This is a genomic window from Vreelandella sp. F11, from assembly GCF_042466685.1.
Lineage (GTDB): Bacteria > Pseudomonadota > Gammaproteobacteria > Pseudomonadales > Halomonadaceae > Vreelandella.
The window spans coordinates 3,905,561-3,919,100 of record NZ_CP170448.1; the positions used below are offsets into that span (position 1 = coordinate 3,905,561).

15 protein-coding genes are annotated in these 13,540 nt (G+C 54.5%); all 15 read right to left on the minus strand.

All coding sequences use genetic code 11. The features are described 5' to 3' along the window. Positions 1-100 precede the first annotated feature (100 nt). The 15 genes from ACFIOZ_RS17900 to ACFIOZ_RS17970 all read right to left on the minus strand — a co-directional run bounded on the left by ACFIOZ_RS17900 (position 101) and on the right by ACFIOZ_RS17970 (position 13,512). Positions 101-1,123, minus strand: coding sequence for a tryptophan--tRNA ligase (locus ACFIOZ_RS17900; protein WP_386080124.1), 1,023 nt, complete (start codon positions 1,121-1,123; stop codon positions 101-103). Positions 1,124-1,221: 98 nt separating this feature from the next. Continuing rightward, entirely contained in the window at positions 1,222-1,641 is a 420-nt protein-coding gene (locus ACFIOZ_RS17905; protein WP_386080126.1) for a pilus assembly PilX family protein, read from the minus strand. Continuing rightward, positions 1,638-2,123 carry a PilW family protein gene (locus tag ACFIOZ_RS17910; RefSeq protein WP_386080128.1) on the minus strand — a complete coding sequence of 162 codons (486 nt, stop codon included), beginning with the start codon at positions 2,121-2,123 and terminating at the stop codon, positions 1,638-1,640. The genes ACFIOZ_RS17905 and ACFIOZ_RS17910 overlap by 4 nt, the downstream gene beginning before the upstream one ends. A gap of 2 nt (positions 2,124-2,125) precedes the next feature. After that, positions 2,126-2,557, minus strand: a complete 432-nt coding sequence (gene pilV, locus ACFIOZ_RS17915; RefSeq protein ID WP_386080129.1) for a type IV pilus modification protein PilV — start codon at positions 2,555-2,557, stop codon at positions 2,126-2,128. Then, entirely contained in the window at positions 2,544-2,939 is a 396-nt protein-coding gene (locus tag ACFIOZ_RS17920; protein ID WP_386080131.1) for a type IV pilin protein, read from the minus strand. Before ACFIOZ_RS17920 ends, pilV begins: the two co-directional genes overlap by 14 nt. Positions 2,940-3,020: 81 nt before the next feature. Then, positions 3,021-4,034: a 4-hydroxy-3-methylbut-2-enyl diphosphate reductase gene (ispH, locus tag ACFIOZ_RS17925; RefSeq protein ID WP_386080132.1), complete on the minus strand. Its 1,014-nt coding sequence runs from the start codon at positions 4,032-4,034 to the stop codon at positions 3,021-3,023. Positions 4,035-4,045: 11 nt separating this feature from the next. After that, entirely contained in the window at positions 4,046-4,492 is a 447-nt protein-coding gene (gene fkpB / locus ACFIOZ_RS17930; protein WP_386080134.1) for an FKBP-type peptidyl-prolyl cis-trans isomerase, read from the minus strand. A 36-nt stretch (positions 4,493-4,528) separates the two neighbouring features. Beyond that, positions 4,529-5,026, minus strand: coding sequence for a signal peptidase II (gene lspA, locus ACFIOZ_RS17935; RefSeq protein ID WP_386084135.1), 498 nt, complete (start codon positions 5,024-5,026; stop codon positions 4,529-4,531). A 55-nt stretch (positions 5,027-5,081) separates the two neighbouring features. After that, the gene (ileS, locus tag ACFIOZ_RS17940; RefSeq protein ID WP_386080135.1) at positions 5,082-7,913 is read right to left on the minus strand and encodes an isoleucine--tRNA ligase; all 2,832 of its coding nucleotides are present in this window, start codon (positions 7,911-7,913) and stop codon (positions 5,082-5,084) included. Positions 7,914-7,919: 6 nt separating this feature from the next. Continuing rightward, on the minus strand, positions 7,920-8,957 hold the full coding sequence (gene ribF, locus ACFIOZ_RS17945) for a bifunctional riboflavin kinase/FAD synthetase (RefSeq protein WP_386080137.1): 1,038 nt from the start codon (positions 8,955-8,957) through the stop codon (positions 7,920-7,922). Positions 8,958-9,021: 64 nt separating this feature from the next. After that, positions 9,022-10,605 carry a murein biosynthesis integral membrane protein MurJ gene (gene murJ / locus ACFIOZ_RS17950; protein ID WP_386080138.1) on the minus strand — a complete coding sequence of 528 codons (1,584 nt, stop codon included), beginning with the start codon at positions 10,603-10,605 and terminating at the stop codon, positions 9,022-9,024. An 85-nt stretch (positions 10,606-10,690) separates the two neighbouring features. Further along, positions 10,691-10,957, minus strand: coding sequence for a 30S ribosomal protein S20 (gene rpsT / locus ACFIOZ_RS17955; RefSeq protein WP_008959243.1), 267 nt, complete (start codon positions 10,955-10,957; stop codon positions 10,691-10,693). A 269-nt stretch (positions 10,958-11,226) separates the two neighbouring features. Then, entirely contained in the window at positions 11,227-11,982 is a 756-nt protein-coding gene (locus ACFIOZ_RS17960; RefSeq protein ID WP_386080140.1) for an amino acid ABC transporter ATP-binding protein, read from the minus strand. After that, the gene (locus ACFIOZ_RS17965; RefSeq protein ID WP_386084137.1) at positions 11,979-12,647 is read right to left on the minus strand and encodes an amino acid ABC transporter permease; all 669 of its coding nucleotides are present in this window, start codon (positions 12,645-12,647) and stop codon (positions 11,979-11,981) included. The genes ACFIOZ_RS17960 and ACFIOZ_RS17965 overlap by 4 nt, the downstream gene beginning before the upstream one ends. Before the next feature lie 94 nt (positions 12,648-12,741). After that, on the minus strand, positions 12,742-13,512 hold the full coding sequence (locus ACFIOZ_RS17970) for an amino acid ABC transporter substrate-binding protein (protein ID WP_386080142.1): 771 nt from the start codon (positions 13,510-13,512) through the stop codon (positions 12,742-12,744). Between the last annotated feature and the right edge of the window lie 28 nt (positions 13,513-13,540).

The window sequence follows — 13,540 nt, forward strand, 5'->3', positions numbered from 1 at the left end:
GCCTAAAACAAACGAAGCCCCTTCCAACCGGAAGGGGCTTCGTCGTTTCTGCTTCTTGTGGCAGATGTTTCGCTACTGGTCGTGCAACGTGGCTCAGGGATTAAACAAACCGACCTAAACCAACGGCTGTCCGTAAACGATCCATTGTTACAGCGGCTTCTTCACGGGCTCGCTCGGCGCCTTTTTGTAGCACCGCCTCAATATGGGCGGGGTCTTCCATTAGGGCATTATAGCGTTCACGCGGCTCGCTCAAGTGGGCGTTCAAGTACTCAAACACCAGATCCTTAGCCGCGCCCCAACCAATACCGTTCTCGTACTGCTCACGCAGGCTGGCGGTCTCTTCCGCTGTCGCAAAGGCTGAATAGATCTGGTACAGCGTGCAGGTGTCAGGATCCTTGGGCTCACCGGGTTCCAGCGAGTTGGTCTTAATCTTACGTACCAGCTTCTGTAGCTTCTTCTCAGTCACAAACAGCGGAATGGTATTGTCGTAGCTTTTGGACATCTTGCGCCCATCCAAGCCATTGAGCAGCTGTATTTTGTCATCTACCACGGCCTCAGGAAGCGTGAAGTGCTGGCCTTTGTACAAATGATTAAAACGTCCGGCGATATCGCGGGCCATCTCGATATGCTGAATCTGGTCACGCCCGACCGGCACTTTATTGGCGTTAAACATTAAAATATCCGCCGCCATCAGCACGGGGTAGCCAAATAGCCCCATGGTGATGCCTTTATCAGGATCCTGGTTTTCCGCCTCTTCGTTTTCAGCCACCGCTGCTTTGTAGGCATGAGCACGATTCATCAACCCCTTGGCGCACACACAAGAAAGCATCCAGGTGAGCTCAGGGATTTCTGAAATATCCGACTGACGATAGAAAATCGCATTATCGGTATCCAGCCCCATCGCCAACCAAGTCGCGGCAATTTCCAGGCGAGACTGCTGCACCCGCTTGGGGTCTGGGCACTTGATGAGCGCGTGATAGTCAGCCATAAAATAGAACGACTGAACATCAGGATTCTGGCTTGCCTCGATGGCGGGCTTGATAGCGCCTATATAGTTGCCCAAATGGGGCGTGCCGGTGGTGGTAATACCAGTAAGGACGCGGGTTTTCGAAGGCTGACTCATGGTTTTCAGGCTCTTAAGCAAATACCGCTATGATAACGTGCTGCATGCCATGTGGCGAATGGCATCCCAGGCATTTACGCGATGCCCCTCACAACTGCTTAGTCTTCTGCCCCACTGGTTTGGCTGGCTCGTTGATACACGGCAACCGATGTGCTCTCAATGCTGCTATTCGTACTCATATCACGCGTTGTAATAGTCACTTCATCACCGATCACATCAAACGTGACGCTCAACTGATCAAAGGATTCGAATCCCTCGACGCGAGTTACATCATTTAAAAAATCACTTTCAGTATAAGTAGCGTTAAAGATGCCTTCTAATAACTGGCGCCGAGAAGCCATGCTTCTAAACACCGACAACATGCTTTCTGCGCTCATTTGAGCCTGTACAGAGGCGCGATAATTACCTGCTAAACGCTCATCAATCAACGCGCTCCGCATCCCTGACATGCCTAGCATCAACGCACCGGCGAGCAGAGCCATAACAATCACTAACGCCACACCTTGCTGCTGTTTCATGAAGCAGGCTCTCGTAATGAGATTACTTTATTCCGCTCACTGATAGTCAAGGTGATTTCATCGCACGTCATATTTACGCTCTCTCGGCAATCGCCAATGAGCAGCGTGATTAAATGAGATACGCCATCGCCATTGGATTCAGCAAGCGTCGGGCAACCGGCCTCATCATCAACTTGAGCAAGATCTAAGACAGGCTGGTTTTGAACCTCATCTTGCAACACACAATAATAGTTCGTCCCGCTGTCAGAGCGACGTCCATCGGACACAATAGCGTAGTCACCAATATTCCCTAGGCGTCCTGCAGCAGTCAGGGTACTCACCGCAAAAATCAATGTCTCTTGTTTGCGACTGACCTTGTCAACGATCTTAAACGTTTGAAAAGAGGTTAAAAAAAGCTGTCCAGCCGCTAAGATAATCACTGTACCTATCGCTATCGCTACCATCAGCTCAACGAGGGTAAAACCCTTTTGCATATCTGGCATCATTAGCCTCCCTCTAGCTCTGGCAGGCGAACCCTATAGGTGAATACATCTGATTCGGTCTCGCCGGCTCGGCTACCCAGGTCTATCTCAATGGTAAATTCACAACCGTTTGATACGATTTTGCTCTCTTGCGCATTCACACTCCGCAAAGGATTCGAATCACTATTGGCAAACCACTGGGTCTTCCAAGCAGTCTCAATAGCAATATCTGCGCAGCTATCCACGCCATCTTTTGCCAGCTCCGCCCAAAGCCGCTCTTGCGCATCTACGGCCGCAACACTTGCTACTGAACGCTGGTAGCCAGTATTCGCACTTTGCAGCGCTTTAAGCTGCATGGCGGCAATGCCGATCAGGCCGATGGAAAGCACCAGCAATGCGATCAAAGCCTCTATTAAGCTAAAGCCTCGCTGCTTTGCCTGTTTACCAGCAAGCATCGGGCAACCCTTCGCCACTTGAATTTAGCGTAATATCATCTTCGCAGCCGTCATTCTGAAGGGTACTGGCGGTCAATAAATAGCCGCTACCGCTAACTTTTACCGCAATCGCATAGTTGTTTTCGGGAGAGGCGTTGCTGATAGGACAATCGCTATAGCTGTAAGAGCGCGTATAACAGCGCTCAAGCTCGGAAGCGGCCTGCATAAGACCCGCATGGGCGTCGGTTCGCACTGATTTCTGCGCATAGCGGGTATAGTTGGGGTAAGCAAAGGCGGCGACGATGCCGATGATCACCAGCACAATCATTAATTCAATGAGGGTAAAGCCACGCTGCCCCTTCAGCAAAGAACGGCCAGAGAAAGAGTGAGAAACATAAGACACGCTGCTTCGCTCCCGTACTAGTTGGCTCATACTGTTTAAGTATGTCGCAAACTAATACGTATTGCATTACAGCGCCCATGATCAACTGCTGGCGATTACCTTTTCACGCAGCTCTTTCGGCATAGAGAAGGTAATGGTCTCTTCACGGCCCTGTAGCTCTTCGGGTAAGTCAGCGCCCATGGTTTGCAGTTTGGCAATCACGCCTTTCACCAACACTTCTGGGGCGCTGGCACCTGCAGTTACCCCCACGCGGGCCACATTTTCAAGCCACTGCGGGTCGATCTGGTCAGCATTATCGATCAAGTGCGCAGGCGTGCCCATTCTTTCCGAAAGCTCTCGCAACCGGTTGGAGTTAGAGCTATTGGGGCTGCCCACCACCAGCAGTAGATCGCTTTGGGCGGCTAGCTCGCGTACCGCATCCTGGCGGTTCTGCGTGGCGTAGCAAATGTCGTCATTGCGCGGCCCCTGGATGTCAGAAAACTTCTCACGCAGCGCATCGATCACCTTGGCGGTGTCATCCATCGACAGCGTGGTTTGGGTTACAAAGGCCAGCTTGGTGGGATCACTCACCTCCAGCTTGGCGACGTCTTTCTCGTCCTCGACCAGATAGATACGCCCGCCGTGAGAGGTGTCGTAACGCCCCATGGTACCTTCCACTTCCGGGTGGCCTTCATGGCCAATGAGAATGCACTCCTGACCACGCTTGGCGTAGCGCAATACTTCCAGGTGCACTTTAGTGACGAGCGGGCAGGTAGCATCGAATACCTTCAACCCACGCCGCTCAGCATCAGCTTGTACCGCACGGGAAACACCGTGGGCGGAGAAGATAACGATGACATCGTCCGGCACTTCATCCAGCTCTTCAACAAACACTGCCCCACGGGCGCGCAACGTTTCGACCACAAAGCGGTTATGCACGACCTCATGGCGCACGTAAATCGGCGGGCCAAACACATCCAGCGCGCGATTAACGATATCGATCGCGCGATCCACACCGGCACAAAAGCCACGCGGATTGGCTAACTTGATCTGAATGGGCTGGGGTTGAGTCGGTTGCGTCGGTTGCATAGTAGCGCCTTGATGCGTAAGCAGCATCGCTTAGTGAATTAATGCGTTGTCACCGGCTTGACGTCGAGCACTTCGACTTCAAACGTCAGGGTACGCCCTGCCAGCGGGTGATTGAAGTCCACTTCAATGCGATCACCGTCAATGGTTTTGACCACACCTGGCAATTCCGTTCCCGCTTTGTCAGCAAATGACATCACCATACCAACTTCTGGCGCTTCATCGCCAAAATCAGCACGTTTCAGGGTCTGAATATTTTGCGGGTTATGCTGTCCGAACGCATGCTCTGGGGTTATCTGAAAAGCCCCCTCCTGCCCCGCGGCCAACCCTTTAATAGGATGCTCAAAACCGGGTGGCAAATTGCCGTCGCCAAACTCAAACGTGGCGGGCGCTTTGTCTTTGGTGGAGTCCACCAAAGTGCCATCCTCCAGCTTTAAGGTGAAGTGCAGCGTCACTTCCATGCCTTCATCGATTAGGTAGTCGCTCATCGCAGTTCTCAATAGTCAGTTGCTCTCAACGTTCGATTAATGGGCAGCGTTAGCTGCTTTTTTGCGCCGCCGCTCACCCATAATGGATTCCCAGATTAACGCGACCGCGCCCAGAGTAATTGCAATATCTGCCACGTTAAACGCGGGGTAGTACCAACCGGCAACGTGAAACGATAAAAAGTCGACCACATAGCCATGCACCAAGCGGTCGTAGAGATTTCCCAACGCACCACCAATAATCAGCGGCAGCGCTATCGCCAACAGCTTTTCATCGTGTTTGATGCGCGAAAGCCACAACGTCAACGCAACACTGGCTCCCACAGCAATCAACGCAAAGAACCAGCGCTGCCAGCCGGGATGAGTGGCTAAAAAGCTGAACGCCGCGCCAGTGTTGTGCAGCAGCGTCAGGTTAAAGAACGGCAACACTTCGACCGGCTGAGCGTAGCCCAACTGACTACTGGCCACATATTTAGTGGCCAAATCTAACACGATCACCGCCACGGCTAGCCATAGCCAGCGTAGCGGCCGCTGCATCGTCGGCCGCACACTTGCGTCAGGCGTGTTTGTATCGTTAGGCGCGTTTTTATCATTAGGCATAGTAGCGAATCTCACCGCTGCCTTCGGGGAGGTTACTGATACAGCGTCCACATAGATCCGGATGATCAGCATGAGTGCCTACGTCAGGGCGATGGTGCCAGCAACGCTCACACTTGGTGTTGGCGCTGTCTTTGACAGCAACTTTTAGGCCTTCTAGCTCAGTCGCTTCTGCATCACTCGCAGCAGCCAGGGGCTTAAGCGTCACTTCACTGGTTAGCATCACAAAACGCAGCTCATCGCCCAGTTTAGCCAGCGTCGCTTGCAGCTCGTCGCTAACATACAGCGTGACCTCGGCTGCCAAGCTGCCTTTAATGACTTTGGCATTACGGGCGTCTTCCAAGCACTTGTTGACCGAGTGCTTGACCTCCAGCACCTGCTCCCAGAAGGCACGACCCAGCTCAGCGTTGTCGTCCAGACTGCCAAGGCCAGTGTAGTAGGTCTCCAGCAACACGCTGTCGCCACGCTTACCGGGGATATTCTCGTGAATCTCCTCAGCGGTAAAGGAGAGGATAGGCGCAATCCAGCGGCTCAGCGCTTCCACCACATGGTAGAGCGCGGTTTGCGCACTGCGCCGCGCCAGGGAGTCGGTTTGCGTGGTGTATTGGCGGTCTTTAATCACATCTAAATAGAAGCCACCCAGCTCCCGGGCGCAGAAGCCGTGCACCTGTTGATAGACATCCAGGAAGCGGTACTCCTCGTAGGCTTTTTCGATCCGCGCTTGTAGTTGGTGAGCACGATCCACCACCCACTGATCCAGCGCCAGCATATCGCCAAACGCTACCTGGTTCTGCTCTGGGTCGAAGCCGTTAAGGTTCGAAAGCAGGAAGCGCGCGGTGTTACGAATCCGCCGATAGACGTCGGAGGTGCGCTTCAAAATTTCGTCGGAGACGGCCATTTCGCCTGAGTAGTCGGTGGAGGCCACCCAGAGACGCAAAATATCGCCACCCAGCTTATCCATCACTTCCTGGGGCGCGACGACGTTCCCCAACGATTTGGACTGCTTGCGGCCCTGGGAGTCGACGGTAAAGCCGTGGGTAAGCAGTTGACGATACGGCGGATGACCGTCAATGGCCGACCCCGTCAGCAGCGAGGAGTGGAACCAGCCGCGGTGTTGGTCAGAGCCTTCCAGGTACAGATCCGCCCGCGGGCCGCTTTCGTGTCCATGAGGGTGTGATCCGCGCAGCACATGGCGATGGGTAGTGCCGGAGTCGAACCAAACATCAAGAGTGTCGGTAACTTTATCGTAATCCGCTGCTTCCGCGCCCAACAGCTCTGCCGGGTCGAGTTTGAACCAAGCGTCGATGCCCTCTTGCTCAACCCGCTTGGCCGCCTCTTCCATTAGCCCAACGGTACGCGGATGCAGCTCGCCGGTTTGCTTATGTAAGAAGAACGGAATCGGCACGCCCCAGTTACGCTGGCGGGAGATACACCAGTCTGGGCGGTTGGCGATCATGCTATGTAGGCGCGCCTGGCCCCAGGCAGGCGTAAACGCCGTGGCCTCGATGCCTTCAAGGGCACGTTCACGCAGCGTTTTGCCATCTTTGCCTTTGATATCCATGCCCACAAACCACTGCGCTGTGGCACGGTAGATCACCGGCGTTTTGTGGCGCCAGCAGTGCATGTAGCTATGTTTGATCGGGATATGCGCCATCAGCGCACCTACTTCGCGCAGTTTTTCGACAATATGGGGATTGGCTTTCCAAATCATCTGACCGCCAAAGAACGGCAGATCGTCAACGTAAACACCATTCCCTTGCACCGGGTTGAGCATGTCGTCGAACTCCATGCCATGCTCGCGGCAGGTGATAAAGTCATCCATGCCATAAGAGGGTGCGGAGTGAACGATACCGGTGCTACCCACTTCTGACTCGACGTACTCTGCCAGATAAACCGGCGAGAGCCGATCATAGAACGGGTGGCGGAAATTGATCAGGTCGAGTTGTTTGCCCTGGGTCGTGGCAATAACATCGCCTTGAAGGCCAAAGCGCTCTAAACAGCTCTCCACCAGCTCTTCTGCCAGCAGTAGTAAACGCTCACCGGTATCAACCAGGGCATAGGTAAACTCTGGATGAACGTTAAGCGCCTGGTTGGCGGGAATAGTCCACGGCGTGGTCGTCCAGATAACCACGGCCGCAGGCTTGGCCAGTTCGCTTAAACCAAACGCAGCGGCAAGCTTCTCAGTATCTTCTACCGGGAAAGCGACATCGATGGCATCGGACTTCTTATCGGCATACTCTACTTCGGCTTCTGCCAGGGCCGAACCACAGTCAAAGCACCAGTTAACGGGCTTCAACCCTTTGAAAACGTAGCCCGCGTCGACCATCTCAGCCAAGGCACGAATCTCGCTCGCTTCGTTGGCGAAATCCATGGTGCGATATGGGTGATCCCAATCGCCAATAATGCCCAAACGAACAAAATCGGCCAGCTGTGTTTCAACCTGGGCACCAGCGTATTCACGGCAAAGCTCACGGGCGTGTTCCGGCGCCAAGTGCTTGCCGTGAGTGGTTTCTACTTTGTGCTCAATAGGCAAGCCGTGGCAGTCCCAACCCGGTACGTAGGGCGCATCGAAACCAGCTAAGTTTTTTGACTTAACGATAATATCTTTAAGAATTTTATTAACGGCGTGACCAATATGGATGCTGCCATTGGCGTAGGGAGGGCCATCGTGCAGCACAAACAGCGGCGCCCCCGCGCGCGCTTCGCGCAGGCGCTGGTAAATGTTCATATCCTGCCACTGGGAAACCCGCCCCGGCTCCTGCTTCGGCAGCATACCGCGCATGGGGAAATCAGTTTCAGGCAAATTCAGCGTGTGCTTGTAATCCATGGTCTGTCAGCCGTTGTCAGTATCGGCGGCGTCATGCGCCGAAGAAGAATCAGAAGAAATCGTATCACGCCCGAGCGGGGCCGAGGCCAGCGGAAGAGAGTAGTCTTGCTTACCCTCCATCGCCGCAAAATAGTGGCGAGCGCGGGCCTGGTCTCGTTCAATTTGCGCTTTCAGCGCTTCAAGACCGTCAAACTTCACTTCGCCCCGTAGACGTGCGCAGGGGAATACCGTCATGCGTTGGCCATAGAGGTCAGCGTTGAAATCCAGCAGGTGCACCTCAAGCGTTGGCCTTGCCGATCCGACAGTGGGACGGAAGCCCACATTTGCCACCGCCGGGTAACGCTGGCCATCTTCTAGCTCAGCCATTACCGCGAAGACCCCCCGCAGCGTTAATGGCTGAGGCATCAGCGGCAAGTTGGCAGTCGGTACGCCAATGGTGCGCCCCAGTTGCTGGTCACGCACCACGCGGCCATCTAACGAATAGGCGCGGCCCAACAATCGCGCAGCGGCCGAAAAGTTACCGCTGGCAAGCAACGTACGCACCCGCGTGCTGGAAACCCGCTCATCATCCACGGTAAAGGTGCGGGTGTGCTCAACGCCGAAGCCCTGCTCTCCCCCGACCTCCGCCAGCAGCGCAAAGTCACCACGGCGATCACAGCCAAAGCGGAAATCATCGCCCACTACCAAGTGCTTAACGCCTAACCCCTCAATCAACACCTGATCAATAAACTCGCGACCAGTGAGGCTGCGTAGCGCATCGTTAAACGGCAAAACCAGCACTTGCTCAGCGCCAAAATCGCGCAGTAACCGCACCTTCTCGCGCAGCCGGGTTAAGCGTGGCGGCGCTTGCTCACCGGCAAAGAACTCCCGCGGCTGGGGCTCGAAAACGACCACCGTCAGCGGCACACTCCAGCGCGCTGCATGCTCACGGCACTGCTGCAGAATGGCTTGATGACCGCGATGCACACCATCGAAATTACCGATGGTGGCAACGCAGCCTCGATGAGCCGCTTTCAAATTGTGCAGACCTCGAATGACGCGCATGGCACCTCAGCCGTTGGAGGGTATAAAGCCTCTGATTATAACGAACACGCCCGGCGGGGTGCAGTTACGATTGCATTTTAAAATGACGAAGGCGCAAACCCAGTGCCGCCAGCCAAGCAAAATAGAGCGAGCCACCCAACATCACCAACCCTGAAACCCAGCCTATCCGCTGCCAAAGCCCAAAGGTCAGCCACGCCTGCCAGTCAGGCGCGACAAAGTAGAGTGCCGCACACATTAGTCCGCTACCGCCTATTAGCTGCACCGCATAGCGCTTCCAGCCTGGCTGAAAGACCAATACTTGTTGCTTATAGAGCAGATAGCCCAGCAAGCCCGCGTTTAAAAACGCAGAAAGCGCGGTGGCTAACGCCAACCCGGCATGGACCAGTGGCCAAATCAGCAGTAGGTTAAACACCATATTAGCGACCATGGCGATAATGCCTACCTTTACAGGCGTCTTGGTGTCTTGGCGAGCAAAAAAGCCCGGCGCCAATACTTTGATCAACATGAAGGCTACCAAACCGAAGGCATAAGCACGCAGGCTCATGGCCGCCATCTGGATGTCGTTATCGGTCATCGCTCCGTAATGGAACAGCGTAATCAATAGCGGCTCAGCCAACACTGCCAGCGCTAGCGCTGCGGGTAAGCCTAACAGCAATACAATGCGGATAGCCCAATCGAGCATCGCCGCAAAGTGCTCTTTGGATTGGTCGGCATGGCGTTTAGAGAGCGCGGGCAGAATCACCGTCCCAATGGCCACCCCGAACACCCCCAAGGGTAGCTCGACCAAACGATCCGAGTAGTAGAGCCACGACACACTGCCCGCCGCCAGCAGTGATGCCAAAACGGTATCCAGCAGTAGGTTAATTTGTGATACCGATACCCCAAACAGCGCAGGCCCCATAAGCTTTAGTATGCGCCGCACACCCTCATGGGCAAAATTAGGCCAGGGTGTGGGCATCAAGCCTAGGCGCAGTAAAAACGGCACCTGAAAAACCAACTGGGCGGCCCCGGCGATCAGAACACCCCAAGCCAGCGCCATGGCGGGCTCTTCCATTAGTGGCATTAAAAATAGCGCCGCACCAATCAGCGAAAGATTCAGCAGCACCGGGGTAAACGCGGGTACCGCAAAGCGGTTCCAGGTATTCAGTACGCTGCCAGAAAAGGCGGTGAGCGAGATCAGCAACAAATAGGGAAACGTTAAGCGCAGCATGTCGGCGGTCAGCGCCAACTTCTCCGGGTCACTGCCAAAACCGGGAGCAAACACCCAAATTAGCCACGGCGCACACAGCATGGCCACGGCAGTCATCAACGCCAGTACCGCTGTTAAGCTACCGGCAGTGGCATTCAGCAGTGCGCGTATCTCCTCCCGGCTGCGCTGGGTAGAGTACTCTGAAAGTACCGGCACAAAGGCTTGATTGAAGGCCCCCTCGGCAAACAGACGGCGCAGAAAATTGGGGATTTTAAACGCCACAAAGAACGCATCGGCGCCATCCCCTGCCCCGAGCAAAGTCGCAACGACAACATCGCGCGCCAGCCCCATCACCCTCGACAGCATGGTCATGGCACTCACCACAAGGCCCGAACGCATTAGCCCACGCCGGGCGATTGCGGTATCAGGAGAGATATTGGGTGCTTTCTTCGCCGTCATAAGCTATCCAGAAAAGGCCATCCAAAGAGAACATCCAGACACAAAAAAACCGGCCGCAGCCGGTTTTTTTATGGCGCCTGCCGGCTTACGCCGCCAGTGCCTTAATACGCTTGTTCAAACGGCTCTTCAGGCGAGCTGCTTTCTTCTTAGACAGCACGTCTTTGTCTGCAATACGGTCAACGACCGGCTGCATCGCCTTGAACTCTTCCATTGCCTTGGCGTGGTCGCCGGTGCTGATCGCTTTCACTACACGCTTGATGTAGGTGCGAACCATGCTGCGCTGGCTGGATTTCAGGACACGACGGTTCTCGGCCTGGCGGGCGCGCTTGCGAGCTTGCTTGCTGTTCGCCACAGGGTATCTCCTTGGAGAATAAAGGTCGCCGATAAGACGGCAACGAAATTAAATATGTATTCGTCGGCTGCGCTGTCACAGCACGACGTTTCCGCAACAACCAATTGATTTGGCAGGCGTAACATCCTACCAAAATGTGCAGCAGGCAGTCTAAATAAGCTGCCCGCCCACGGGACTTGTCTGAGAGGATGGCATAGTCTATCACGCACTAAGCGTGCTTGCTAGCAGTTGTCAATGAGTACAAGACGCTTAATGGCTCTCGGGCTGGCTTAGGGCACCGCATGCCCTGTGGGCGCTAAAATTTTGCGTAAGAAATGACGCGTACGCTCGTCTTTTGGTGCAGTGAACAGCTCCTCGGGCGGGGCCTGCTCGACGATACCGCCTTCATCCATAAACACCACTCGGTCTGCCACATCCCGGGCGAACTGCATTTCGTGGGTGACGACGATCATCGTTTGGCGTTCTACTGCTAACTGCTTCATCAGGCTCAGCACCTCCTCGACCCACTGAGGATCAAGGGATGACGTCGGTTCATCAAACAGAATCACATCGGCATTGGCCGCCATTGCTCGACCGATACCCACCCGCTGCTGCTGACCGCCAGAGAGTGAAGCGGGGTAAGCATCCGCTTTATCCGCCAAGCCGATGCGTTCGAGAATCTCTCTAGCGCGGGCGTGGGCCTTGGCTTTGGGCATTTTGTCCACCACGATCATACCCTCGCTGATATTCTCCAGCGCGGTTTTGTTAGCGAACAAGCCGTAGTTCTGAAACACAAACGCAGTACGCCGGCGCAGCGCGAGAATATCCGCACGGCTGGCATTCTGGGTATCGACACTCAGATCCCCTACCTGCAAACGGCCAGCATCAGGACGCTCAAGGAAGTTAATACAGCGCAGCAGCGTCGATTTACCTGTACCGGAAGGGCCGATGATGACAATGATCTCACCTTGAGAAAGGCTCAAATCGATATCTTTGAATACCGTATGGTCACTGAAACGCTTGGTAATGCCCTGCAGCGAAATCATCGTTGGTAGGCCTTATTCAGGTAAATTTCTAACCGACGCTGCCCCCAAGAGAGCACTTCCACAATCGCCCAATAAATCAGCGCCACCAGCAGGAATGCTTCTAAATAGAGGAAGCTGCCCGCAGCCTCTTTTTGGGTAGCGCCCATCAACTCGGTCACCCCAAGCGTAAAGGCCAGCGAGGTCGCCTTGATCATGTCGATGAAATAGTTCATCAGTGTCGGCGTTGCCACGCGGGTCGCCTGGGGCAGAATGATACGGCGCATCAGTTGCGACTGTGTCATGCCGATGGAGAGTGCGGCTTCCGTCTGGCTACGGTCAATGCCCACAATAGCAGCGCGGATAGACTCGGCCATGTAGGCTGAAAAGTGTAACGTTAGCCCTAACACCGCAGCAGTCACACCGTTAATGGAAATGAGCGCATTAATCAATTGGGGCAAGCCGTAATAAAACAAAAACAGCTGTACCAACAGCGGCGTACCGCGAAAAAAAGAGATAAACAGCAGCGCCACGCCATTCAACACAGGCACTTGCGAGACCCGCACCACGGCCAACAGGCAGGCGATAATCAGCGCAAAGAACATGGCAATTGTCGCCATCTGAATTGTGAGCGGCAGATAGCGCAGCAAAACTGGCAACAGCCCCCACATATACTCAAGGTTAAGCATGGTCATTCAACATGGTCATAAAGCATAGCCAAATTGCAGATAAGCAAACGGCCATGGCAATGCCACGGCCGCCTGAAGCGTATAGACCCAGCGGTTACGGCTGAGTGATATCGGTATCAAACCACTTTTCAGATATCTTTTGCAGTTCACCGCTTTCACGCAGCTCATTAAGGGCTGCATCAACGCGGTCACGCTGCTCACGGCCCGCCTCGTCATCACGAAACGGCAGCGCATTCTCAATGGTTGAGAACGGCTGGCCAGCCAGCTCCAATGGTAAGCCTTTCTCTTTAATCACCTGCGTAGCGCTGACGCGATCCATTACAAATGCCTCAACACGGCCTAGCGCCACATCTTGCTCAATGTTGGACTCGTAGGTGCGAATGTCGATTTCATCTGCGTTCGGTTGTTCACGCAGTAGCTGCTCGTAGTTGGAGCCCAGGTTTACCGCAACGCTTTTGCCGGATAAATCCTCCACACCCTGAACAGAATCATTACCCGCCCGCACCACGACCTGAGCACCGTCGTACACGTAAGGCGAAGTGAACACATACTTCGCTTCACGCTCCGGGGTGATCGTAATCTGGTTAGCAATGGTATCGATACGCCCAGACTCCAGCATCCCCGCCAAGCCTGAGAAGCTCGCGGTGACAAACTCAATGTCATCGCCAGTGATCTCACCCACGGCGCTCATAACATCTACTTCAAAGCCTTTTAGCTCGTCTTGCTCAACGAAAGTAAAGGGAAAGTAACCACCGGACATACCGACTCGGAGCGTGTCGGCTTGCGCGGAGATGGCAAACAGCCCACTGGCAACGCTCAATGAAAGGGCGGCCAGGGTTAGGTTAAGCTTACGGGGTAGTGGCATAAGTCTGTTTCCTCGTTGGTCGGTAGTG

What these genes read in the sequence shown, in the direction of transcription:
- ACFIOZ_RS17900 (WP_386080124.1), bottom strand. Translation starts at nt 1,123, where the DNA reads ATGAGTCAGCCTTCGAAAACCCGCGTCCTTACTGGTATTACCACCACC.
- ACFIOZ_RS17905 (WP_386080126.1), bottom strand. Translation starts at nt 1,641, where the DNA reads ATGAAACAGCAGCAAGGTGTGGCGTTAGTGATTGTTATGGCTCTGCTC.
- ACFIOZ_RS17910 (WP_386080128.1), bottom strand. Translation starts at nt 2,123, where the DNA reads ATGCCAGATATGCAAAAGGGTTTTACCCTCGTTGAGCTGATGGTAGCG.
- pilV (WP_386080129.1), bottom strand. Translation starts at nt 2,557, where the DNA reads ATGCTTGCTGGTAAACAGGCAAAGCAGCGAGGCTTTAGCTTAATAGAG.
- ispH (WP_386080132.1), bottom strand. Translation starts at nt 4,034, where the DNA reads ATGCTGCTTACGCATCAAGGCGCTACTATGCAACCGACGCAACCGACT.
- fkpB (WP_386080134.1), bottom strand. Translation starts at nt 4,492, where the DNA reads ATGAGCGACTACCTAATCGATGAAGGCATGGAAGTGACGCTGCACTTC.
- lspA (WP_386084135.1), bottom strand. Translation starts at nt 5,026, where the DNA reads ATGCAGCGGCCGCTACGCTGGCTATGGCTAGCCGTGGCGGTGATCGTG.
- ileS (WP_386080135.1), bottom strand. Translation starts at nt 7,913, where the DNA reads ATGGATTACAAGCACACGCTGAATTTGCCTGAAACTGATTTCCCCATG.
- ribF (WP_386080137.1), bottom strand. Translation starts at nt 8,957, where the DNA reads ATGCGCGTCATTCGAGGTCTGCACAATTTGAAAGCGGCTCATCGAGGC.
- murJ (WP_386080138.1), bottom strand. Translation starts at nt 10,605, where the DNA reads ATGACGGCGAAGAAAGCACCCAATATCTCTCCTGATACCGCAATCGCC.
- ACFIOZ_RS17960 (WP_386080140.1), bottom strand. Translation starts at nt 11,982, where the DNA reads ATGATTTCGCTGCAGGGCATTACCAAGCGTTTCAGTGACCATACGGTA.
- ACFIOZ_RS17965 (WP_386084137.1), bottom strand. Translation starts at nt 12,647, where the DNA reads ATGCTTAACCTTGAGTATATGTGGGGGCTGTTGCCAGTTTTGCTGCGC.
- ACFIOZ_RS17970 (WP_386080142.1), bottom strand. Translation starts at nt 13,512, where the DNA reads ATGCCACTACCCCGTAAGCTTAACCTAACCCTGGCCGCCCTTTCATTG.